Source organism: Pseudomonas sp. ANT_H4 (assembly GCF_008369295.1).
In the GTDB taxonomy this organism is placed as follows: Bacteria; Pseudomonadota; Gammaproteobacteria; order Pseudomonadales; family Pseudomonadaceae; genus Aquipseudomonas.
Genome location: NZ_VOBG01000012.1, coordinates 1 through 21,727, shown reverse-complemented (window position 1 = coordinate 21,727; position 21,727 = coordinate 1). Strand labels below are relative to the sequence as shown.

The 21,727-nt window shown below is 60.8% G+C and carries 18 protein-coding genes and 1 pseudogene; 8 read left to right on the top strand and 11 right to left on the bottom strand.

What is annotated here, in order from left to right:
• Positions 1-18 precede the first annotated feature (18 nt).
• From FQ182_RS16670 to FQ182_RS16650, 5 genes are all read right to left on the bottom strand, one after another.
• The gene (locus FQ182_RS16670) at positions 19-1,551 is read right to left on the bottom strand and encodes an FGGY-family carbohydrate kinase (protein ID WP_149413169.1); all 1,533 of its coding nucleotides are present in this window, start codon (positions 1,549-1,551) and stop codon (positions 19-21) included.
• Between the two features lie 4 nt (positions 1,552-1,555).
• The gene (locus FQ182_RS16665) at positions 1,556-2,647 is read right to left on the bottom strand and encodes an alcohol dehydrogenase catalytic domain-containing protein (protein ID WP_149413190.1); all 1,092 of its coding nucleotides are present in this window, start codon (positions 2,645-2,647) and stop codon (positions 1,556-1,558) included.
• 73 nt (positions 2,648-2,720) lie between these two features.
• A complete protein-coding gene (locus tag FQ182_RS16660) occupies positions 2,721-3,713 on the bottom strand; it encodes an ABC transporter permease (RefSeq protein ID WP_149413170.1) in 993 nt (330 codons plus the stop codon).
• Entirely contained in the window at positions 3,679-5,187 is a 1,509-nt protein-coding gene (locus tag FQ182_RS16655; protein WP_149413171.1) for a sugar ABC transporter ATP-binding protein, read from the bottom strand. The genes FQ182_RS16660 and FQ182_RS16655 overlap by 35 nt, the downstream gene beginning before the upstream one ends.
• A 63-nt stretch (positions 5,188-5,250) precedes the next feature.
• Positions 5,251-6,177 (bottom strand): substrate-binding domain-containing protein, encoded by a 927-nt coding sequence (locus tag FQ182_RS16650; RefSeq protein ID WP_149413172.1) that lies wholly within the window; start codon positions 6,175-6,177, stop codon positions 5,251-5,253.
• A gap of 261 nt (positions 6,178-6,438) precedes the next feature.
• Between FQ182_RS16650 and FQ182_RS16645 the strand changes: the two genes are divergently transcribed.
• Together FQ182_RS16645 and FQ182_RS16640 are read left to right on the top strand one after the other, a co-directional pair.
• A complete protein-coding gene (locus FQ182_RS16645; RefSeq protein WP_149413173.1) occupies positions 6,439-7,125 on the top strand; it encodes a sterol desaturase family protein in 687 nt (228 codons plus the stop codon).
• Positions 7,122-8,219, top strand: coding sequence for an SMP-30/gluconolactonase/LRE family protein (locus FQ182_RS16640; RefSeq protein WP_149413174.1), 1,098 nt, complete (start codon positions 7,122-7,124; stop codon positions 8,217-8,219). Before FQ182_RS16645 ends, FQ182_RS16640 begins: the two co-directional genes overlap by 4 nt.
• 137 nt (positions 8,220-8,356) lie before the next feature.
• On the opposite strand, the gene FQ182_RS16635 is transcribed toward FQ182_RS16640, so the two are convergent.
• Genes FQ182_RS16635 through FQ182_RS16625 form a run of 3 tightly spaced genes read right to left on the bottom strand, consistent with a single transcriptional unit; the run spans position 8,357 to position 12,561 of the window.
• Complete coding sequence (locus tag FQ182_RS16635; RefSeq protein ID WP_149413175.1) at positions 8,357-9,424, bottom strand: lipocalin-like domain-containing protein; 1,068 nt, start codon at positions 9,422-9,424, stop codon at positions 8,357-8,359.
• Positions 9,414-11,891 (bottom strand): FtsX-like permease family protein, encoded by a 2,478-nt coding sequence (locus tag FQ182_RS16630; protein ID WP_149413176.1) that lies wholly within the window; start codon positions 11,889-11,891, stop codon positions 9,414-9,416. Before FQ182_RS16630 ends, FQ182_RS16635 begins: the two co-directional genes overlap by 11 nt.
• A 1-nt stretch (position 11,892) precedes the next feature.
• The gene (locus tag FQ182_RS16625) at positions 11,893-12,561 is read right to left on the bottom strand and encodes an ABC transporter ATP-binding protein (RefSeq protein WP_149413177.1); all 669 of its coding nucleotides are present in this window, start codon (positions 12,559-12,561) and stop codon (positions 11,893-11,895) included.
• A 289-nt stretch (positions 12,562-12,850) separates the two neighbouring features.
• On the opposite strand from FQ182_RS16625, the gene FQ182_RS16620 reads away from it, so the two are divergent.
• From FQ182_RS16620 to FQ182_RS16610, 3 genes are all read left to right on the top strand, one after another.
• Positions 12,851-13,525: a histidine phosphatase family protein gene (locus tag FQ182_RS16620; RefSeq protein ID WP_149413178.1), complete on the top strand. Its 675-nt coding sequence runs from the start codon at positions 12,851-12,853 to the stop codon at positions 13,523-13,525.
• 158 nt (positions 13,526-13,683) lie between these two features.
• Positions 13,684-15,363, top strand: a complete 1,680-nt coding sequence (gene arnT, locus FQ182_RS16615) for a lipid IV(A) 4-amino-4-deoxy-L-arabinosyltransferase (protein ID WP_256666206.1) — start codon at positions 13,684-13,686, stop codon at positions 15,361-15,363.
• A 57-nt stretch (positions 15,364-15,420) separates the two neighbouring features.
• Positions 15,421-16,935, top strand: a complete 1,515-nt coding sequence (locus tag FQ182_RS16610; protein ID WP_149413179.1) for a glycosyltransferase family 39 protein — start codon at positions 15,421-15,423, stop codon at positions 16,933-16,935.
• Between the two features lie 38 nt (positions 16,936-16,973).
• Here FQ182_RS16610 and FQ182_RS16605 read toward each other — a convergent pair whose 3' ends face one another.
• Positions 16,974-17,444: an Lrp/AsnC family transcriptional regulator gene (locus tag FQ182_RS16605; RefSeq protein ID WP_133100505.1), complete on the bottom strand. Its 471-nt coding sequence runs from the start codon at positions 17,442-17,444 to the stop codon at positions 16,974-16,976.
• 124 nt (positions 17,445-17,568) lie between these two features.
• Between FQ182_RS16605 and FQ182_RS16600 the strand changes: the two genes are divergently transcribed.
• Complete coding sequence (locus FQ182_RS16600; RefSeq protein WP_149413180.1) at positions 17,569-18,816, top strand: methionine gamma-lyase; 1,248 nt, start codon at positions 17,569-17,571, stop codon at positions 18,814-18,816.
• A 27-nt stretch (positions 18,817-18,843) separates the two neighbouring features.
• On the opposite strand, the gene FQ182_RS16595 is transcribed toward FQ182_RS16600, so the two are convergent.
• Complete coding sequence (locus FQ182_RS16595) at positions 18,844-19,827, bottom strand: GlxA family transcriptional regulator (protein WP_149413192.1); 984 nt, start codon at positions 19,825-19,827, stop codon at positions 18,844-18,846.
• A gap of 68 nt (positions 19,828-19,895) precedes the next feature.
• Entirely contained in the window at positions 19,896-20,318 is a 423-nt protein-coding gene (gene hpaR, locus FQ182_RS16590) for a homoprotocatechuate degradation operon regulator HpaR (protein WP_149413181.1), read from the bottom strand.
• Positions 20,319-20,513: 195 nt separating this feature from the next.
• Here hpaR and FQ182_RS16585 point away from each other — a divergent pair, with 195 nt between their 5' ends.
• Positions 20,514-20,909: an FAD-dependent oxidoreductase gene (locus tag FQ182_RS16585; RefSeq protein ID WP_256666207.1), complete on the top strand. Its 396-nt coding sequence runs from the start codon at positions 20,514-20,516 to the stop codon at positions 20,907-20,909.
• A gap of 193 nt (positions 20,910-21,102) precedes the next feature.
• Positions 21,103-21,727, top strand: a pseudogene (locus tag FQ182_RS16580) (type IV secretion protein Rhs); the annotation flags it as partial.

The following is a 21,727-nucleotide window of genomic DNA, read 5'->3' as shown; positions in this document are numbered from 1 at the left end:
TGTGGGATGGGTGTTCGCTTAACCCTTTTGCAAGCTGTGCATGACGGGTTTCAACGCCGGGTACAGCTTCAAATAGTCAGCAAATGCCCGGTCATACGCCTGAACATTTTCCGCATCAGGCTCAGCCCTCAATTCCAACTGCACCCATCCCCGCTCCATCTGCCCCTCATCCACCAAACCGACCGAATGCGCGGCCAACAACGCCGCGCCCAAGGCCGCTTCCACCTCCTGGACGATGGTGTACACCGGGTAATGAGTGATGTCGGCAATGATCTGCATCCACAGATCCGAATGGCTCGCCCCGCCCACCACAATCAGCCGCGGGTCGAGGGAATACGCCCCACGAGTACCCGCTTCGATATTGTGGCGCAGGGCAAAACTCACCCCTTCCAGCACCGCTCGATACAGGTGGATGCGGCTGTGATAGAGGTTCAGGCCGACAAAACTGCCACTGGCCCGGTCATCCCACACCGGGCTGCGCTCACCCATCAGGTAAGGCAGGAACAACAGCCCTTCACTGCCCGCCGGGATCTTCGCTGCGCTCTGTTCCAGCAGCCACAGGCTGTCCTGGCCGGTCTGCTGCGCCTGTTGCTCCTCGGCCTGGCAGAACTGCTCGCGAAACCAGTTGACCGACGCCCCGGCGGTGATTGCGCCGCCAAAGATGTATAGGTCCTGATGGCCGTTATAGACGTGAGGCATGCTCACCAAACCATGGCGGGCATCCACCTGCTTATTGAGATAACCCCAGCACATGCTCGTGCCAATCATCGCCACATGATTACCCGGCCGAGTCACCCCGGCGGCCAGTGTGGCCATGGCGGCATCAACGCCCCCGGCAAGAATCGGCGTACCCGCCCGCAAGCCCAGGCGCTGCGCCCACTCTTGCAGCAAACCGCCCACTACTTCACCGGAATACAGCAACCGCTCCGGCATCATCGCCAACGGAATTTCCAGCGCCGCCAACATCTCGGCGGACCAGCCGCGCCGCGCCACATCGTAGACGCCGCCGATATTGCCGGCACTGCTGTGGTCCACCGCCAACTCACCGCTCAGGCAGTAATTGATATAGCTGTTGGGCGGCAGCAGGTATCGCGTGCTGGCCCAGGCTTCGGGCCGGTGCTGCTTGAGCCAGAGCATCTTGGTGAAGCCGTAGTAGCTGTCCACCGAGTTGCCGGTGATCGCGAACAAGCGCTCAAGGTCGACATGCTCACGCACCCATTCCACCTGCTCACCGGCACGACGGTCCATCCAGATCAGGCACGGGTGCAGCGGCTCGATTTGCGCGTCCACGGCAATCCCCGAACCGCCGTAAAGACTGCTGATGCACAGCGCCTTGACCGCCTCCTTCGCCACGCCGGCCTTGCCCATGCACTGGGCAACACAGGTTTCGACCGCATCCAGCCAGACCTGCGGCCATTGCTCGGCCCAGCGCACCTTCGGGGTATCCACGCGATAAGCCTGGCTATGCTGGGCGATGATCCGGCCCTGGCCATCGACCAATAGTGCCTTGGTGCTCTGGGTGCCGATATCCACACCGATGACGTAGTCCATGCTTTTACTCATGGGGAGGCTGCGCCGGCTTCAACAGGACTTTGATCGACCTCACCGAGTTGGCCAGGTCAAACGCTTCGGCCCAGCTGTCCAGCGGGAAGTCATGGGTCACGATGCCCTTGGAGGTCACCAGGCCACGCTCGAACAGGTCGATGGCCACCGGGTAGCAATAAGGCCCCAGATGCGCGCCGCGCACGTCCAGTTCCTTGCGGTCGCCAATGATCGACCAGTCGGCGCTGGTCTCGGCGCCAAACACACTGAACTCGACAAAACGCCCCAGTTTGCGGATCAACTCCAGGCCCTGGGTAACGCCCACTGGCACGCCGGTGGTTTCGATGTACACGTCGCAGCCATAGTTGTCGGTGAGGCCATTGATGATCTCCCGAGCGTTGTCCCGGGACGGGTTGATCACCACATCGGCGCCAAATTTTTTCGCCAGTTCCAGGCGTTCGTCCACCATGTCGATCACCACCAGTTTTTTCGGGGTTTTCAGCGCAGCCACCTGGACCATGCACAGCCCAAGGGTGCCGGCACCGGCAATCACCAGTACGTCGTCGAGCTGGATTTCACCTCGGTTGACGGTGTGAATTGCGCAGGACATCGGCTCGATCAGCGCCGAATCCTCCAGGGACACCGACTCCGGGATCTTGTGCACAATGGCGGTCTTGGGGATACGCATGTACTGGGCCATGCCGCCTTCCGCCACTTCCCGCTGGAAACCGAAGATGTTGTGTACTTCGCACATCCAGTACTTGCCGGACTTGCAGAAACGACACTTGTCGCAGGGCACGATCTGCTCGGCGATTACCTTGTCGCCGACCTTGACCTCGAAGTGTTCCTCGGCGCCCTCGCCCACCTGTACCACGTAACCGAAAAACTCATGCCCTGGCACCACCGGCGCCTTGACCCACGGGTTGTCGCCGCCCCAGAACATTGCCGCACCGGAATGGCATTTGCAGTCACTGGCGCAAATCCCGCAGGCGGCAATGCGGATCACCAGTTCATTGGGACGTGCCTGGGGTTTGCCGATGAGTTCCAGGCGGTAGTCTTTCGGGCCGTGGCAGACGACGGCTTGCATTTGGCTGTGCTTATCCATGGTGTTCTGACCTTTTTTGAGCATGAAGGAGTCCGTCGCGGCCAGCGGGCCGCGCCGAGAAAACGTAGTGGGTTTACTTGTGGCGCTGACGGCTGATAAAGATCGCCAGCAAAATGATCCCGCCCTTGATCACACTCTGAACGTAGGGCGAAACCCCGAGCATGTTCAAACCGTTGTTCAGCACCCCCAGCAGCATGGCGCCGAGCAAGGTGCCGACAATCACTCCGCGCCCACCGGCAATCGAGGCACCACCGAGGACCACGGCGGCAATGGCATCCAGTTCAAACGAAACCCCGGCGTTGGGCTGGCCACTCATCAGCCGTGAGGTCAGCACCAGCCCGGCAATCGCCGCCGTCAGGCCGCTGATGCCATACACCAACAACTTGAACCGCGCCGCCCGTACCCCAGACAAACGCACCGCTTCTTCGTTGCCGCCAATGGCGTAGATGTAGCGGCCAATACGGGTGTGTTGCAGCAGCACATAGGCCAGCAGGTAGGTCACCAGCATGATCAGGATTGGCACCTGTATGCCGAACAGGCTTTCGCGGCCGAAGAAACCGAACCAGTCCGGCAAGCCGGAAATCGGGTAGCCATCGGTGTACATCAAGCCGAACCCACGGGCGATGCCCATGGTCGCCAAGGTGACGATGATTGGCGGCATGTGCAGGTAGGCGACAAACAAACCATTGCCAATGCCAAACGCCACGCCGACCAACATCCCGGCGCCAATCGCCAGCCCTGGCGGCAAGCCCGCGACCATCAAGCCGGCGGTCAAGGTGCCAGACAAGGCCATCACCGGCCCGACCGACAAATCGATACCGCCGGTGAGAATCACGCAGGTCATGCCCACCGCGATAATCGCGTTGATCGACACTTGGCGAGCGATATTCGAAAGATTGTTGACGGTGAGAAAATTGTCGCTGGCAACGATCATCACCAACGTAACCACCAGCAGCCCGACAAACGGATAAAATGCCGGAGAACGGATCAGCCGCGCCAGGTTCAGGCGCAGCCGGGCGGTCCCGACCGTATCAATGGACGTATTCACTTGAGCCCCCTGTTGCATGGCGCATGACCTCTTGAGGATTGACGGCGGACGCTTCCAGTACCTTGACGATGGCGCCCTTGTGGAACACGGCGACGCGGTCGCACATGCCGATGACTTCCGGCAACTCCGAGGAAATCATGATGATTGCGTAGCCTTGTTCGGTGAGGCTGCGCATCAGTGCATAGATCTGTGCCTTGGCGCCGACGTCGATGCCACGGGTGGGTTCGTCGAACACCAGCACATCGCAGTGGTGGTTGATCCAGCGGGCAATCACCACTTTCTGCTGGTTGCCACCGCTGAGGTTGAACACCCGGCTTTCACCGCTGGGCGCCTTGATCGACAACTGGCGCATCAACGTTTCGACGCTGGCGCATTCCTTGTCCTTATCGATCAGGCCGCTGTGGCCCTGGTACTTGCGCAAGTTGTTGAGGGAGATGTTTTCGCGAATGCTGAAATCGGTGATCAGCCCTTCGCTCTTGCGGCTTTCCGGCAGCAGGCCGATGCCGTGAGCCAAGGCCTGGGCCGGGTCATCGAGGGTGACTTTTTCACCCCGCAGCCACACGTCTTTGCTCACCGACGGCAGCGCACCCATCATGCCCAGCGCCAATTCGGTGCGGCCGGAGCCCACCAGGCCGGCAAAGCCGAGGATCTCGCCCTTATGCAACTGGAACTGGTTATGCGGCCCGTTGCGCACCAACTGGATGTCCTTGACCTCCAGCAGCAACGGCCCGCGCTCGCTGGCGGCCTTGGGCGGGAAGCTGCACTCCAGGCGCCGGCCCACCATCATCTCCACCAGACGGTCGATATCGCTGTCAGCCACGTCGGTGACGCCGACATTGCCGCCGTCGCGCAACACGCTGATGCGATCGCAGACCTGGAAAATCTCCTCCAGGTGATGGGAAATAAAAATCACCGCCACGCCCTGGCGCTTGAGTTCACGCATGATGTCGAACAACAGCTCGGCTTCATTCGGTGTAAGCGTCGCGGTGGGCTCATCGAGCACCAGCAACCGCGCATCCAGGGCCAGGGCCTTGGCAATCTCGACGAACTGCTGCTCGGCCACACTCAGGTGCCTGACCGCGCATTGCAGGTCAATGGACACCCCCAGGCGTTGGAATAGAGCGGCCGAGGCGTCATGCATCTCACGTTTGCGCAACAGGCCGAAGCGGTTGCTCAGCTCATGCCCGAGGAAGATATTTTCCACCGCGGTCAGGTAGGGAATCAGGCTGAATTCCTGGAACACGATACCGATCCCGGCGGCAATCGCATCGCGGTAGGTCGCAAATTGCTGCACTTGACCGTCAATCAGAATCCGCCCTTCATCCTGATGCTCGACACCGCCGAGGATCTTCATCAGGGTTGATTTGCCGGCGCCATTCTCCCCCAGCAACGCATGAATCTCACCCCGCTCCACCTGCAGGTCGATGCCCTTGAGAGCTTGCACGCCCGGGTAGCGCTTACAGATGTTTTCCAGCTTCAGCAGACTGCTCATACCGCCGACCTCTTATGCAGAAGGATGACCTTGGCCCCCCTGGTGATAGGGGGCCAAGGGGGATTACCAACTGAAGTCTTTGGCCTTGGCCTGGTCGATCAGGGCAATGTCCACCGGAATGCTGGCTGGCACCTGCGACCCCCACTTCTTGGCCAGGGCAATGCCCAGGGCCAGGCGGATCTGATCACGGGGGTATTGCGCCGAGGTGGCGATGAACTTGCTGCCGGGCTTGAGGATAGCCTTGATCGCTTCCGGCGCACCGTCGACGCTCACCAGCTTGACGTCCAGGCCGCTGGCTTCGATGGCCGACAGAGCACCGAGGGAGCCGTTGTCGTTGACGCTGAAGATACCCTTGAGGTTGGGTTGGGCCTGGAGCATGTTCTCGGTGACCGTCAACGCCTGGTCACGCTCCTGCTTGCCGTTCTGGATACTGACAATCTTGATGTCCGGATGCTTGCCCACGGCCTCCTTGCAACCCCGCACCCGCTCCAGGATCGGCACCACGGCGATGCCGTCGAGGATCGCAATATTGCCTTGGTTACCGATGTGCTTGGCCAGGTACTCACACGCCTGGAACCCGGCGTCGAAGTTCTTCGAACCAACAAAGGAATCCAGCGGACCTTCGGCCTGGGCGTCCACCGCCACCACCACGACACCCGCGGCGTGGGCGGACTTGACGGCAGACTGCACGCCCACTGAGTCGGTGGGGTTGATCAGGAGGATGTCGATGCCTTTTTGCAGCATGTCTTCGACGTCGCTGACCTGCTTGGACACATCGTGGCGGGCGTCGGTGATGATCAACTGCGCACCGATCGTCGCCCCGGCTTCCTGCAGGGCGTCTTTCATGGTGACGAAGTAAGGGTTGTTGATTTCCTGGAAGGACGCACCGATGCGGATGGGTGCGGATTTGGTGTCGGCCTGCGCCAGGGTGGCGGTGCCAATATTGATACTTAAAGCCAGCAAACACAGGGTTTTCGGAAGCGTTTTCATGGCGAGGATCTCTGTTTTGTTTTTATTTTTAGAGCAAATGTTATCGTTAACATTTTGCGAGAAGCTAGCAAAGAAATGGGGGGGTCGCAAGTCTTCTGTTCTTCTTGATGGGGGTAGCTGACCGGGGGGTGTTTGACTGGGTGCATATCCGGTACCGCAGCAACAGATATGTACTCCGCCCCGATCGGCTATCAGCCCGCGCATAATCCCCACAACCAACTAACCTCACCCCCAATAAAAAAACAACAACGAGCCCCGCCCATGAACCACCCCACCGAGGCCTTCCGCACCCGCTATCGCGCCAGCGTCCACCCCCGCTACAACCCCTGGCTGCATGCCAGTTTCGTACTGGGTTACGGCCTGCTATGCATCACCCTATCCTGGCGCAGCACCCACCAGATCCAGCCTTGGGAATGGCTGACCATCCCCCTGGCCCTGGTGTTCTTCAACCTGTGCATCTACCTCGTCCACCGCTACCTGGGCCACCACAAACACGGCTTTGCCAAGCTGTTCTACGCCCGCCACACCGGCGACCACCACAGCTTTTTCACCCCCGGCCACATGACCTACGACAGCCCGAAAGACTGGCGAGTGATCCTGTTCCCCTCCTGGCTGATCGTCCTTCACAGCCTGGCCATTACCCTGCCTGCCTGGTGGCTGCTCAAACAGCTGAACCCCAACGTCGCCGGGTTGTTCGCCGGGTGCATGATCCTCGGCTACCTGCTCTATGAAATTTTCCATGCCTGCGAACACCTGCACGAGAACCATCCCCTGGCCCGCCTGCCATGGATCAAGCAGATGCGCCAGTTGCACGCGCTGCATCACCGCCGCGAACTGATGCAAAGTCGCAACTTCAATATCGTGCTGCCGCTGATGGATTACCTGTTCGGCACCCTGCACTGGGAGCCGGCCGCCCCTCAACCCCAAGACTCACGGAAATTGTCATGAGTACCCGTTCAAGAAAAGTTCGCCATTTACTCCTGCTGATCCTGATTGTGGTCGTTGCCTTCCTGCTGTTGATGCCCACCAAGGTCCAGCCCGTCAACTGGTCGCCCCCCAAGGCGCCGTCGATGAAGGATGGGCCCTTCGCCGAAAACCAGCGCCTCAAGGACGTGCAACGCATCGGCGCCCAGGAGATCGCCGGGCCCGAAGCGTTGCTGGTGGATGCCCAGGGGTTTCTCATTACCGGCCTGCATGACGGCCGCATCATCCGCACCTCGCCCGAAAGCAAAACCCTGGAAGTGCTGGCCAATACCGGTGGCCGTCCCTTGGGCCTGGCACTGCACCCGGACGGTCGCCTGATCATTGCCGACGGTGTCAAAGGCCTACTGGCCCTGGATACCCAGCACAAGCTCACCACCCTGAGCACCAGTGCCAACGGCCTGCCGTTCGGTTTTACCGATGACGTTACCGTGGACGCTGCCGGGCGTTATGCCTACTTCAGCGATGCGTCGAGCCGCTGGGGTTATGGCGAGGACGGTGAAGCAGTGATCGAACACGGCGGCGATGGTCGACTGTTGCGCTACGACTTCAGCAACAACCAGACCGAGGTGCTGCTCGATCAGTTGCAGTTCGCCAATGGCGTGGCGTTGGGCCCTGACGAGAACTATGTACTGGTCAACGAAACCGGTGCCTATCGCATCAGCCGCTATTGGCTCAAGGGCGGCAAGGCTGGCACCCATGACCTGTTTATCGACAACCTGCCGGGGCTGCCGGACAACCTCAGTTTCAACGGCCAGGACCGTTTCTGGGTGGCCCTGTATTCGCCGCGCAACCCGCTGCTCGATGGCTTTGCTGGTTATCCGCTGATGCGCAAAGTGATGGTGCGAGCGCTGATGGTGGTGCCCAAGCCGATAGAGCGCAAAGCCTTTGTCCTGGGGCTTGACGTCAATGGCCAGGTAATCGCCAACCTGCAGGATGGCAGCGCCGGCAACTATTCACCCATCACCACCGCCCGTGAATATGGCGACTGGCTCTACCTGGGCTCGCTGAAGAACACCAGCATGGCACGCTTGCCGATGAAGCTGGCGCTGGCGCACTAACGAAAAAAAGGTAGTTGTCGAACTTTAGCGAGGCTACGTTGGCCGCAACACTGCCATCAAGCCAGGCAAAAGAAACGCGGCGCGCCTGACGCAGCCTCGCCAAAGCTTGACCATGAACAGAGTTACGGCCCGCAGACCTAGTACCCGGTCATCTCCAGATACCCCACCCCACCCTGGAACTTCACCGGCCCTTCCCAGTAAGGAATGCTTAGGTTCATCCACGCCTTGGGATTAACTGCTTCGGTGGTGATATCGAGATTTTTGCCAGGGACTTTCAGCGACCAACGCGTGGGTACGCTGCGCCCGTCGATCTCGGTACTGGTTAACGGCGTGAGCTGGATATCCTGATTGTGCAGGGTCTGGGTGCGGCCCTGATGGTCGATCCAGGTGCCAGTCAGGTAGGCCGCGCCTTCTTTTTGCCGCACACGAAACAGCATCAACTGCTCGCCGCTGTCCAGATGCAGGGAGAACCAGTCCCAGCCGGTCTGGTTGGCGGTCAGGGGTTGGCTGCTCCACTCGCGGTCGAGCCAGGCGGGGCCGCCGACCTGATAGCGTTTACCGTCGATAGTGACCGTGCCATGGGCCCGGAAAAACGGCTGGCTGTAGTAATACGATGCCTGGCCCCGGTCGGATTTGCGGCTATAGCCTTGGTCGCCCTGGAGTACCAAGGGGCGGCTGGAAGTCAGTTGCAGGTCGTAGTTGAAGTGCTCGCCGCTGGCCTTGAGTCGCATGTCGGCCAAGGGGCTTGCAGCATCGGGGTGGGTGACGAAGTTCCAGTCGTCGATCCAGGCATTGAAGGGCACCGCGTTGGCCCCCGCCTGGCCGACGCCGCCTCGGGCGTAGCGCTCGGCGGAGTAGTGGCTTGTGGCCGAGGTGACGGCGGCGTGGCCCAGCCAGACGGTAGAGTCGCGCCAGCCCGGCTGCACGGGGCCAGCCTTGAGGGCATTGCGAAACAGTGTCCATTGCACGCCGAACAGGTTGCCTTCAGCGTCCTTCAGGTTGGCGGTGACGTACCACCACTCGATGCGAAAGCCATCATGTGGCCCGTGATCCTCGGGAAAACTGAAGACCTTGCCGGGCACTACTTGGGCAAAGTCCGAGGCGTCGCTGCCAAGGCCGGCGAAGCTTTCCTCGGGCGGCGCCTGCTGGTCGCAAGCAGCAAGCGACAACAGCAAGGCAGCCCACAGCAGGCACTTAATCTTCATTGGCAAAGGTCCTCAATAAATCCGCTGGCCGGCTGCGGTACAACTGCCACAGCGGCCAGGCCGAAGCCAGCAGCGTCGCTACCATCGCCAGCCCCAGCAACTGCGCCAACTGCCAGGGAAAAACCTGCAACGGCAAGCGCCAGCCAAAAGCCTGGACGTTGATCACCGCATCCAGACACCAGGCCAGCAGCAGGCCCAGGGGCAACGCCAGCACCAGGGTCAGCATCGCCAGCAGCCAGGCTTGCCCCAGGTTGAGCAGCATCAATTGGCGCCGCGTCACCCCCAACGCCCACAATGGCGCCAGTTGGCCGAGGCGGCTTTGACTCTGGGTCAACAGGCTGATAAACAGCGCAACGCCGGCTACGCCCAGGGTCAGGCTATTGAGCGCAGCGGTGGCGGCGAAGGTGCGCTCGAAGACCTGGCTCGACCAGCCCTTGAGTTGCTGTTGATCGACGATGCGGCTGTCTTCCAGCGCGAACTGCTTTTGCACTTCACCGACCAGAGCCGGCACATTGGCCGGCAATACCCGCAGATTGAATCGCGCCGGCGACAAGGCCGGCCAGTGCTGCAACAGGTGCCGGGCATTGACCAGCAGATGGCCCTTGGGGTTGCCGTAGTCGGCATAAATTCCCACGACTTTAGGCGACCACGGCCCCTGGGACGTGGGAATCGTCACCACATCGTTCAACTGCACCTTCAGCCGACGCGCCAGTTGTTCGCTGAGCATCAGCGTGTCGCTTTGCAGCAACTGATCCCAGGGATCGCCGGCCACCGCTTCCAACAGCGGCCAGTGCTGGCGATAGGTCGGGTCATCGACCACGCCAAAGACCTCCGCCGGCCAGCCCTGCAATTGCACCGCGACTTGCCAGGTGGGCAATACGGCCTGGACCAGCGGTTGCTGTGCCAGCCAGCTGTGCAGGTGTTCGGCCTGAGCCGGGTTTTGCGGGTTGAGGTACAGCTCGGCAGTCAGGCGTTGCTCCAGCCAGTTGTTGAAGGTATGACGAAACCCCGAGGTCATGGAGCCGGCGCCAATATTTGCCGCCAGCGCCAACAGCAACGCCATCAGGGCCAGGCTCAGGGCCGGTAACTGCTGACGGCAATCGGCGAGAAACCATTGCCCCAGCACCGAACGGCTGCGCCCCAATACCGCCTTGAGCAGGCCGTTGAGCACTACTGGCAAACCCAGGGCCGCCCCCAGCAACAAGGCGGCCATCAACACAAAACCGCTGGCCAGGCTGTCGCCCAGCAGCAGCGCCAACAGGGCGATCAGCAGTGCCGTGCCGGCCACCCAACCCTGACGCCGCAACCAGCGCCCGTGGGCCTGGTGCCAGGCTTGTGCGTTGGCCAGGGCCAGCAACGGCAAACGCGCCGCCCGCCACAAACTGCTGGCGCCGGCGAGCAAGGCGCCCAGCACACTCAAGCCCAGGCCACTGGCCCACCACAGCGGGGTCAGGCTCAGTTGGCCCTGCACCTCGGCGCCATACAAACCCCGCAAGCTGGCCGCGACATCCGCCAGCAACAGGCTGGCCAGCAGGTAGCCGCTGGCGACACCCGCAAGACCGCCCAACAAGGCCAGGCCACCCAACTCGACGCTCAGGCTGACAATCAGCATCCGCGCGCTGACCCCACAGGCGCGCAAGGTGCGCAGCAGGCCGCGTCGTTGCTCTAGGGCCAGGCCGATGGCGGCGTGGGCGATAAACAGCCCTACCACGAACGACAAGAATCCCAGGGCATCGAGGTTCAGGTGAAAACTTTCAGTCAGGCGCGACAGGTTGTTTTCTTCGCCGTGCTTGAGTTGCAGTTGCCCACTTAACTGCGCCGGCAATGCCGGATCGCTCGCGGCAAAGTCCTTGTCCAGCAACAGCCGCGACAGGCGCTCGGGCATGCCCAGCAGCGGTTGGGCGAAGCCGATGTCTGTCAGCAGCAAACCGGGGGCCATGTCCGGCTGTGCATGCAGCGGTGGCAAGGCTTGCCCGCTGGCGCTCAGCGGCTGGTCGCCCTCGTGCAACCCCAACGCCTGGAGGGTCTGGGGCGCAATCCAGGTGCGTCCCGGCGGATTGAAGAAGGCGATCATCTGCGCCCGATCCAACGTCTGCCCGGCGACCGTTCCACCACCAGGCAGCGAGACGGGGTCGATACCCATCAGTTGCAAACGTTGCTCTTCATGGCCCTTGAGGATCAACCGCCCCTGCACCACTGGCGACACCGGCCAGCCCGCGCGGCGCAGGGTAACGAATATCGCTTGAGGGAAACTGGCGCCGTCCGGCGTGCCGAGGCTGGCCTGGGGCTCGCCGCCAATCAACTGGCTGGCCCGTGCGTAGCTGTCCCGCGCCTGGCTGTTGAGGGCTTGCACGCCGGTCAACAACGCAGTGGCCAGCCACAGGCCAGTGAGCACGCTGAAGAACTGCACGGGGTGGCGGCGCCAATGGCTGAGTAACGCGCGCAAGGTCCAGTAGAAGACACGCACCTCAGTGAGTAGCCGCAGTCAATACGTGGCCGCGCTGCAACATCACCTGCCGGTCCAACTGCGCCGCGATGCGTGGGCTATGAGTGACCATCAACAGGCAGGTCGGGCTATCGCGCAGCAGGTCCAGGAGTAATTTCAGCACTTCGTCGCTGGTAGCTTCGTCCAGATTACCGGTGGGCTCATCGGCCAACAGCAGGCCGGGACGGGACGCCAGGGCGCGGCCCACGGCCACCCGTTGCTGCTGGCCGCCGGAGAGTTGTTCGGGATAGCGCTTGAGCAAATCCCCCAGGCCCAGGCGCTCCACCAATTGCGCCTGCCACAGCGGATCAAAACGCCCGGCCAACCGCGCCTGGAAGGCTAGGTTGTCCTCCACCCGCAAACTGCCGATCAGGTTGAACTGCTGGAACACCAGGCCGATGTCGGTGCGCCGCCAGTGAGCCAACTGCGCCTCGCTCATCTGGTCCAGGCGCTGTTCGCCCACCTGGATGCTGCCGCGATCAACACGGTCCAGCCCCGCCACCAGATGCAGCAAGGTGCTTTTACCGCTACCGGATTCGCCCATCAGCGCCAGGCTGCTGCGCTCGGCCAGGTGAAGGTCGACACCCGCCAGCACCGCCAACGGACCCTGAGGCGTGTCGTAGCTTTTGAAGACACCTTGCACCTGAAGCATAGAAAGACTCGCTTGCCGATGGACTGCGGTCGAGGATAACGGCTGACTGTCCAACCCATGCAATTTTTTCACATTGATTTCACCGAGTTGCCACCTGCCACACTTTAAATTACTCACCAAGCGCAGGTAACTACATTGCTACCTGAAACTTGTTAGTTTCCTCACGCGCACAATTTTAATACCCACATGTTCAGCAAAAAGACAGCGGTCCTATGACAGGATTTTGCTCCACCACAGGCAGTTGTCTGTTAGCTGCGCCTGTTCAATTCAATGCCGCCAACAGTGCCCCATGGTGAAAAGTGTGGTTGATCTGACCCTGACCAAGCCCCGCTCCCGCCGGGCCCCTGTAAAACGCCTGAAAAATCTCTGCCTGGGCCTGGCCTTTATCGGCCTGCTGGTGGCTGGCGTGATGTTCTGGCCCTCTTCGCCCCTGGACCTGGGCGTCGGCAATCGCCTGCTGACCTCGGGGGTATTGGCCAGTTGGCACAATGGCGACCTGATCGTACTGGTGCGCCATGAAGAACGCTGCGACCGTTCCACTAATCCCTGTCTGGGCCCGGAAGATGGCCTGACCCTGCCTGGCAGCCAGTCCGCAAGCGCCCTGGGCAAGGCTTTCCAGACCCTGGGCATGGACAGCAGCGATGTACTGAGCAGCCCCGCCACCCGCACGGCGCAGACTTTATTGTTCATGTTTGGCAAGACCCAACTGTCCCCCGGCCCACTGGCCATCTGCGGCGACGCCATGGGCGAGGAAATCCTCGGCCACAAGATCCCTGGGCGCAACCTCCTGCTGATCACCCACAGCGCCTGTATCAGCGACTTTGAACGGGCCCTGGGCTTTGAGCATGCCGACGCCGCTGAATACGGCAGCTCACTGTTTGTCGAGGTGAGCGCCGACGGCACGCTCAAGGCCCTGGGCATCATGAACAGCCAGGATTGGGCCGCCGCGCTTAAACAACTCTAGGCACTTTATTACCTGTAATAACACCGGGAATGTTCAGCAAAGCGACAGCCACGACGTGGCATCGTTAGTTGCTGTAACTCAGACGCATGTCGAGCCCTTCAATAGTTCACTAACGGTTATTACCTGAAGTCTTATTTCAATTACCGAGTGGACACTCTGTGATTCCTTTACCTATTAGCGCACACGCCCGCCTTAAACCATTGCTGCTACTGGTCTTGGCATTTGCCCTGTTTTTCCTGCTGCCTCTGGGCAGCCACGGCCTGTGGATTCCCGACGAAACCCGCTACGCCCAGGTCAGCCAGGAAATGCTCATGAGCGGCAACTGGGTAGCGCCGCACTTTATGGGTGTGCGCTATTTCGAAAAACCCGCCGCTGGCTATTGGCTGATTGCCATAGGCCAGGCAATGTTTGGCGACAACCTGTTCGGCGTGCGTATCGCCTCGGTCCTGACCACAGGCCTGAGTATGCTACTGACCTGGCTGATCGCCCGCCGCTTGTGGAACGAGCCGCGTAAAAGCTTCGCCTGCGCACTGTTCTACCTGAGTTTTGGCCTGGTAGCCGGCCAAGCGGGCTATGCCAACCTCGACCCGCAGTTCAGTTTCTGGGTCAACCTGAGCCTGGTGGCGCTGTGGTTTGCCCTGGACAGCAGCACCCGTTGGGCGCGACTCGCGGCCTGGGCCTTGCTCGGCCTGGCCTGCGGCATGGGTTTTATGACCAAGGGCTTTCTGGCCTGGCTGTTGCCGGTGCTGATCGCCGTGCCCTACATGCTCTGGCAGCGGCGGCTGGGTGAACTGCTGCGCTATGGCCCGCTGGCGATGGGCGTGGCCGCGTTGGTCTGTCTGCCCTGGGCCCTGGCAATCCATCTGCAGGAAGCCGATTACTGGCGCTTCTTTTTCTGGCATGAACACATTCGCAGGTTCGCCGCCGACAACGCGCAACACACTCGGCCCTGGTGGTTTTACCTGCCGCTGATGGTAGTGTCCGCTCTGCCTTGGGCCGGGTTGCTGCCGATGACCCTGCTCAAGACCTGGCGCGAAAAAACCGACCCGCCAATTCTGTTCCTGGCACTGTGGCTGTTACTGCCCCTGGGCTTTTTCAGCCTGAGCAACGGCAAGCTGGCGACCTATATCATGCCGTGCCTGCTGCCCCTGGCCCTGTTGATGGGCCATACCCTGATGGACCTGCTGGCACGAAGCAAACGCCGCGCCATTTGCCTCAACGGCCTGCTCAACTTTGCTATCGGCATGGCGGCGATGGTCGGTCTGCTGTACCTGCAAATCACCGATCCGCTGTACAGCAATAGCCACCGGGAAATGTTCAGCCTGTCCCTGGCCTTTATCGTGCTGATGGGCTGGATGCTCGCCAACCTGCTACAAGCCTTTCGCCCACTGACCTTATGGGCCATGCCGGCACTGGGCATCTGGTTGCTGGTGGCACTGTTGCCGGCGGGGATGCCGGCCATGGTAGCGGATAACCAAATGCCCGATCAGTTCATCCTCGAACACCTGGATGAGCTTCAACAAACCCGCTCACTGCTGAGCAATGAACTGGGCTCTGCGTCGGCCCTGGCCTGGCGTCTGCGCCAGCCCGACGTGGCGTTCTACGACACCGTCGGCGAGTTGAGTTACGGCCTGCAATACCCCGACGCCAGCCATCGCAAGGTGGACCTGGACAGCGTGCAGGCGTGGATGAGCGACGCACGCCAGCGAGGGTCGGTGGGGGTGCTGATGCGGGTCAAGAGCACCAGCGAAATGCGCGAGGCCGGGCAATTACCGCCAGGAGGCAAGCGCTATCGCAAGGGCAATCTGGTGATCACGATTTACCCGCAATTGCCGTAACACAGCATCGCTATTTTGATTCGGCTTGCACCTCCAAACCTCACCCGGACATCACCCATGACCTTCTGGAAAACTGAACGAGGCGCCCTGTTCGTGCTCCTCAGCGTGTCCGCCGTGATCCTGTTGCTGGGCCTGGGCAGCCGCGATGTGTGGGGGCCGGAAACCCGCTGGGCGAACATCACCCTGCAGATGCTGCAAAGCGGCGACTACTTCGACCCTTACCTCAAGGGCACGCCGTACTATGACAAACCCCTGCCCTCATACTGGTTGATCACCGGGTTCGCCAAGCTGATGGGCGGCCTCGGGCCATGGTCGTTGCGCCTGCCCTCGGTGATTGCTGCCTGGCTGAGCATCTGGTTGGTGTACCTGATCGGCGAACGCCTGTACCGCAAGGGCACCGGGCTGATGGCCGGGTGGATGCTGGCGACCACCTTCTACTTCATGTTCTGGGCCCGAGTGGCCACGGCCGATGTGCTGACCGTGTGCGGAGTGCTGGCGGCGGTCTGGTGGTACTGGCGCGGCCCGGACGACACGCGACTGGGCCGCTACACGGTATTTTTCCTGCTGCTGGCCGCGACCTCACTGTTCAAGGGGCTGATTGGCTTCGTGCTGCCGGGGCTGGTGTTGCTGCCGCATCTGCTCAGCGAGGGACGCTACAAACGCCATCTCAACCTGCGCCTGCTACTGGCGCTGGTGATCGCTGGGGCGTTCTATGCCATTCCCTTTATGCTGTCCCATCTCTACGGCGCGCCCACCTATGGTGAAAGCGGCCTGCAATTGGTCTTCAGGGAAAACGTGGTGCGCTTTTTCGACCCCTTCGACCATATGGGACCGATCTACACCTACCTGATCTACCTGCCGGCCTACACCTTGCCATGGGCGCCATGCTGGATACTCGGTTTGTGGCTGGCGCTGCGGCACTGGCGCCACACCGTACCCAACGTGCGCTGGCTGGTCTGGGGCCTGGGTTTACTATTCCTGTTCTTCACCGCCAGCGGCAGTCGGCGCAGCTACTACGTGTTGCCACTGGTGCCCTTTGCGCAGTTGCTGGCCGCGTGGTGGGTCAGTGAGCGCGTTGCCCGCAAACACAGTGCAGCCGTTTGGAACCGTGGCTTCGCTGTCGCCGCCGTCGTATTGATGCTGGTCCTCGGGGTGATCTATCCATGGACCAACGGCAACGGCGGCGTCACCCGCTTCGCCGCCGACGTGCAAGCACAGGCAGTTAAACGCGCACCCTGGGACCAATGGCGGATAGTGATGGTGGAAGTGGATAACAAAGTGCCGATGTACCTGCAAAACCACGGCGCGCCGTTCTACTACGTGGCGCAAACCCAGGACTTTCCGCGCGAGGGCGACAGCGCGGCGTTCATGGCCTGGCTGGACAAGGCCAGCGGCCAACACTTCGATACGCAACGCACGATCATCGTCGCGCAGTCTGCAAAAGATGACCCGGCGCCACTGGCTTATCTGGGCAGCGATCATCAGGTGATCCGCACCCAGCCGGACAATGGCGAGCGACTGTTTCAGCGTCGTGACGGCGGGAGCGTAGCGTTTGTGCCAAACCCGCACTAACGCTGGATAACGTTTGTTAACTCGATGTTCCCCCAGGGTTAACCCGGCAACGGAATCACCCGCAACGGCCGCACCGACTTATAGGAGAAACTCGAATAGATTTCCTTCACACACGGCAGCGTCTGTAACACCTCCCGCGCAAACTCGCCGAAAGACTCCAAATCCTTGGCCACCACTTCCAGCAGAAAGTCATAACGCCCGGACACGTTATGGCAGGCCACGATCTCGGGGATCTCCAGCAAGCGCTGTTCAAACGCCCTGGCGATTTCCCGCGAGTGGGTGTCCATCATGATGCTGACAAACGCCGTCACCCCATACCCCAGCGCCTTGGGCGAAAGGATCGCCTGATAGCCGCTGATCACCCCGCTGTCTTCCAGGTTTTTCACGCGGCGCCAGCACGGCGATGTGGTCAGGGAAACCCGTTCGGCCAACTCGGCGACGGTGAGGCGGGCATTACCCTGCAACGCGTTTAACAGGGCTTTATCGGTACGGTCCAGGCTCGCAGGCATGTCTTGCCTCAAAAAGTCATTTTTATTGGTTTTCATCCCAGACTGGAGGGTTTTCCCGGCAAAGTATGGAATGTTCAGCTGCGGTTATGAGCATAGCATTGTAGGAAATAAGGAGCCTGAGACCATGAAAAATAAACATAATACGTTCGGCTTTTCTACACGTGCCATCCACCACGGCTACGACCCGCAAGACCATCACGGCGCGCTGGTGCCGCCGATTTATCTGTCGGCAACCTTCGCCTTCCCCACCGTCGAATATGGCGCAGGTTGCTTTGCCGGCGAGGAAAGCGGGCACTTCTACACCCGCATCTCCAACCCCACGCTGGCCCTGCTGGAATCGCGCATGGCGACGCTGGAAGGCGGCGACGCGGCAGTGGCGTTCAGTTCCGGCATGGGCGCCATTGCGGCGACGTTCTGGACCCTGCTGCGACCGGGGGATGAGGTGATCGTCAGCCAGACGTTATACGGCTGCACCTTCGCCCTGCTGCACCACGGCATCGGCGAATTCGGCATCAAGGTGCGCCACGTCGACCTGACGGACCTGGCCGCCCTGCGCGATGCGCTGTCCCCCGCGACCCGCATGATCTACTGCGAAACCCCGGCCAACCCCAACCTGCAGCTGGTGGATATTGCCGCCGTGGCCGAGATCGCCCACCGACAACCCGGCATCACTGTGGTGATCGACAACACCTATTGCACGCCCTACCTACAGCGTCCCCTGGAACTGGGCGCCGACGTAGTCGTGCACTCCGCCACCAAATACCTCAGCGGCCACGGTGATATCACCGCTGGCATCGCCGTCACCAGCCACGCCCTGGCCCAGCGGATTCGCCTGCAAGGCTTGAAGGATTTGACCGGCGCAGTGATGTCGCCCCAAGACGCCTTCCTGCTGATGCGCGGCCTCAAGACTCTGGCTCTGCGCATGGATCGCCATTGCAGCAACGCCCAGGCCGTGGCCGAAGCCTTGCAGGCGCACCCGGCAGTGGAATGGGTCACCTACCCCGGCCTGCCGTCCTTCCCACAATACGAACTGGCCGCACGGCAGATGAAATTGCCCGGCGGCATGATCGCTTTTGAACTCAAGGGCGGCATCGAAACCGGTCGGCGCTTCATGAACGCACTCAAGCTGTTCACCCGCGCGGTCAGCCTGGGGGATGCCGAATCGTTGGCGCAGCACCCGGCGAGCATGACCCACTCCACCTACACGCCGGAGCAGCGCGCCCACCATGGGATCAGTGAAGGTTTGGTGCGGCTGTCGGTGGGGCTTGAGGATGTCGCGGACCTGTTGGCGGATGTGCAGCAAGCCCTGGCCAGGAGCACGAAAATCACCGCGCCTCGCCAAGCTTCGATGGCGTCGCATGCATCGAAGTGACGGGGCTGGCGCAGCACGGCGGTGAGGCTACTTGATCAGGCGGATTTCTTTCGACGGCCTGTAGCCAAAATACGCGCTATAGCATTTGCTGAAATGGCTGGGGGAAACAAAACCGCAGGCCACCAGCACATCGACCTGAGACAGTTCGGTGTGTTGGAGCAGCCGCCGCGCCTCAGTGATACGCAGCTCCAGATAATAACGTTGCGGCGTTGTCCCGAGCTGCTCTCGGAACAGCCGCTCCAACTGGCGACGTGAACGGCCCGCGTAGCCCGCCAATTGTTCCAACGCCAAGGGCTCTTCGAGGTTGGCGTCCATCAGCCTCACCACCTCACGCAATGGCGCGCTCACACAGATATTTTCAGCAGGCTTTATGCGCCGATAACGAGACTCCTCAAATGCCAGGATGTCCTCGATACCCTCCACCAACGCCTTACCGTGCAACCCCTTGATCCAGTCCAGCGCCATATGGAAAGCACCCGAGGGACTGGACGCGGTGAGCCGGTCGCGATCAATCACATAGGGCTCACTGCTGACATGGCTGGCCTTGGCGATCTCTGTGAGTGCGGGCCGATGTTCGGGGTGGATGGCGCAACGATAACCGTCAAGCACGCCGGCCTTGCCCAGGAACCATGCGCCATTCCACAACCCGGCCAGGCTGACACCCTGCTGCGCCGCGGCTTGCAGCAAGTGAATGAACGCATCATCAGCCTTCAGCGCAGTCCGGTAGCCGCCGCAAATGACCAGCAGTTCGAGGTCTTGAGTCACCGAACAATCGATACGAGCATCCGGGCGAATGACCAGGCCCAAATCGCTGATGACCTCTGCTTCGGTCAATCCGAACGTGCGCGAAGCAAACAAGCCGGGGCGCAGAAGGTTCGCGGTGATGATCGTATCCAGGGCCTGGGTAAACGCGGGCAACGAAAAGTGTTCAAGCAGCAGAAAGCCTGCTCGAACCATTCGCGGCACCTGGCCTGGATTTTCATTCAGATAGCGCAGGTTCTTGCCCTTCATGCCTGTGCTGAATTGCCGTCTTTGCGTCACTGTTCGAGCTGCTCCGTAGCGTTAACCAACCTGTTGGTTCAGGGCTTGATGCCCTTTAGCTCATTGAGCAACGCCAACAACTGCTCCAACTTCTCCTCGCCAAACTGTTCCTGAATCTTCAGGTAGTTACTTTCCATCCCCGCGCTCATCTCGACAAAGCACTGTTGCCCTTGCTCGGTCAGGGCGACGAACATCCGGCGCTGGTCTTCGCTGGATTTGCGCCGCCGCACGATGCCATCGCGTTCCAGCCGTGTCAGCACGCCGGTCATGCTCGGCTTGAGGATGCAGTCCTGATGAGCCAGTTGATGACTTTCCAGTTCGCTTTGTTGGCGCAGGATGCGGATCACCCGCCATTGCTGCTCCGTCAAACCATGTTGGTTGAGGGAAGGACGAAAGAAACTCATGGCCGCTTCACGGGCCTGCAACAGGGCCAAGGTCAGAGATTGCCGGGGTTTGAGCATAGGGTCAGGGTCACGATTTATTTAGATAATAATTTAACGAAACTCTAACACCCCGCTCCCCTGGGCGCGCTATAGCTTCTTGGTTGCCATTGGGTTCTGGCGGTCTCGGCACCCAGGATCAAGATATCCACCCCGCCAGGGCCCCTAATGGCAGGCATCCGCTTTGGCGCCTTCCTTCACTTCCCAGGCTGCGCCATGATCACTATCGAAACGCCCACCTATTACACAGCCACCAAGAAATACAACCTCAGTTCCCCGACCCTGGAACAGGATGTTGAAGCTGACGTCGTGGTGATTGGCGGCGGCTTTTCCGGCATCAACACGGCCCTGGAACTGGCCGAAAAAGGCATCACCAACATCGTCGTGCTGGAGGCGCGCTACCTGGGTTTTGGTGGCAGCGGGCGTAACGGCGGGCAGATCATGGCGGGCATCGGCCACGATCTGGAGAAGATCAAGAAGGACGTTGGCGCGGCCTGCGCCCGCTTGTACGCCGCCGAAGGCACCAACCTGGTGCTCATCGGCCGCCGTCGCGAACTGCTGGAACAGGTGGTCGGGAAGACTGGTGGCCTGGCGCTGGTGGGCGAGGTTTGAAACCACGCTGTTTTTTTAACGAAACGTCCTACCACGCGGCCAGATAACCTCTACTCCCCGGCCTTGTAAACCTCTGCAAAGTCTCTCGTCTGATCACTCAGCGCGAGGGAACGCCGATGCTTTTTCCAATTGATGCCCTACCCAATGGGCCTGCCTCTTGAATCCCGCCATTGGCTTTATGGTCCTGGCGGCGATGGACTCGAAGACGCGCGACGTCGATTCGGTCCTCAGCGACTTCAGGCAATGCCTTAACACCTATGACGAGTGGGCCGAGAGCTTCTGGAGCTTTTCGGCGCTGGATGTCGACCAGGTGTTCAAGGTGGGGGATGAGGTCGCGCTGGTGACGCCCGTTACCCGCTCTCTCCTTCCCAGCAGCACCGTCGCCATGTGCAAGGCCAGTGGTTCATTGACGCTGGTGCATATGTTCCAAAGTGCTCGCTTTGTGCCGATTGGTAATACGCCGGTGATGCTGCAAATGGTCTCCAGGGACGATGGACCGCTCGGCGACCCCATCCATAAAACCATCGGCCCCAGCGGCATTCTTGAAGTCACTGAGTGCACCCGCGACCAGCAGTATCGGGTCAGCTTTTATCCCAACGTTTCCAGGGATCACGTCAAGGCGCTGTATGCGTCCTATCAGGCGCAGATCAGCTCGCTGGAAGGCAGCTTGCGCGGTGAGTGGACGGACACGTTCAAGCCGATATGGGAGAGCTACTCCAAGGCCGGTTTTGTCGAGCGTTACACCTCGCTGCAACTGGCGTATGCGCAGGGGTTTGGAAACGTGCTTTACGGTCTCTGGGACGGTATTGCGCAATTGT

Coding starts and splice junctions, on each gene's coding strand:
- FQ182_RS16670 (WP_149413169.1), bottom strand. CDS start 1,551: ATGGACTACGTCATCGGTGTGGATATCGGCACCCAGAGCACCAAGGCA.
- FQ182_RS16665 (WP_149413190.1), bottom strand. CDS start 2,647: ATGGATAAGCACAGCCAAATGCAAGCCGTCGTCTGCCACGGCCCGAAA.
- FQ182_RS16660 (WP_149413170.1), bottom strand. CDS start 3,713: ATGCAACAGGGGGCTCAAGTGAATACGTCCATTGATACGGTCGGGACC.
- FQ182_RS16655 (WP_149413171.1), bottom strand. CDS start 5,187: ATGAGCAGTCTGCTGAAGCTGGAAAACATCTGTAAGCGCTACCCGGGC.
- FQ182_RS16650 (WP_149413172.1), bottom strand. CDS start 6,177: ATGAAAACGCTTCCGAAAACCCTGTGTTTGCTGGCTTTAAGTATCAAT.
- FQ182_RS16645 (WP_149413173.1), top strand. CDS start 6,439: ATGAACCACCCCACCGAGGCCTTCCGCACCCGCTATCGCGCCAGCGTC.
- FQ182_RS16640 (WP_149413174.1), top strand. CDS start 7,122: ATGAGTACCCGTTCAAGAAAAGTTCGCCATTTACTCCTGCTGATCCTG.
- FQ182_RS16635 (WP_149413175.1), bottom strand. CDS start 9,424: ATGAAGATTAAGTGCCTGCTGTGGGCTGCCTTGCTGTTGTCGCTTGCT.
- FQ182_RS16625 (WP_149413177.1), bottom strand. CDS start 12,561: ATGCTTCAGGTGCAAGGTGTCTTCAAAAGCTACGACACGCCTCAGGGT.
- FQ182_RS16620 (WP_149413178.1), top strand. CDS start 12,851: ATGGTGAAAAGTGTGGTTGATCTGACCCTGACCAAGCCCCGCTCCCGC.
- FQ182_RS16610 (WP_149413179.1), top strand. CDS start 15,421: ATGACCTTCTGGAAAACTGAACGAGGCGCCCTGTTCGTGCTCCTCAGC.
- FQ182_RS16605 (WP_133100505.1), bottom strand. CDS start 17,444: ATGCCTGCGAGCCTGGACCGTACCGATAAAGCCCTGTTAAACGCGTTG.
- FQ182_RS16600 (WP_149413180.1), top strand. CDS start 17,569: ATGAAAAATAAACATAATACGTTCGGCTTTTCTACACGTGCCATCCAC.
- FQ182_RS16595 (WP_149413192.1), bottom strand. CDS start 19,827: ATGAAGGGCAAGAACCTGCGCTATCTGAATGAAAATCCAGGCCAGGTG.
- hpaR (WP_149413181.1), bottom strand. CDS start 20,318: ATGCTCAAACCCCGGCAATCTCTGACCTTGGCCCTGTTGCAGGCCCGT.
- FQ182_RS16585 (WP_256666207.1), top strand. CDS start 20,514: ATGATCACTATCGAAACGCCCACCTATTACACAGCCACCAAGAAATAC.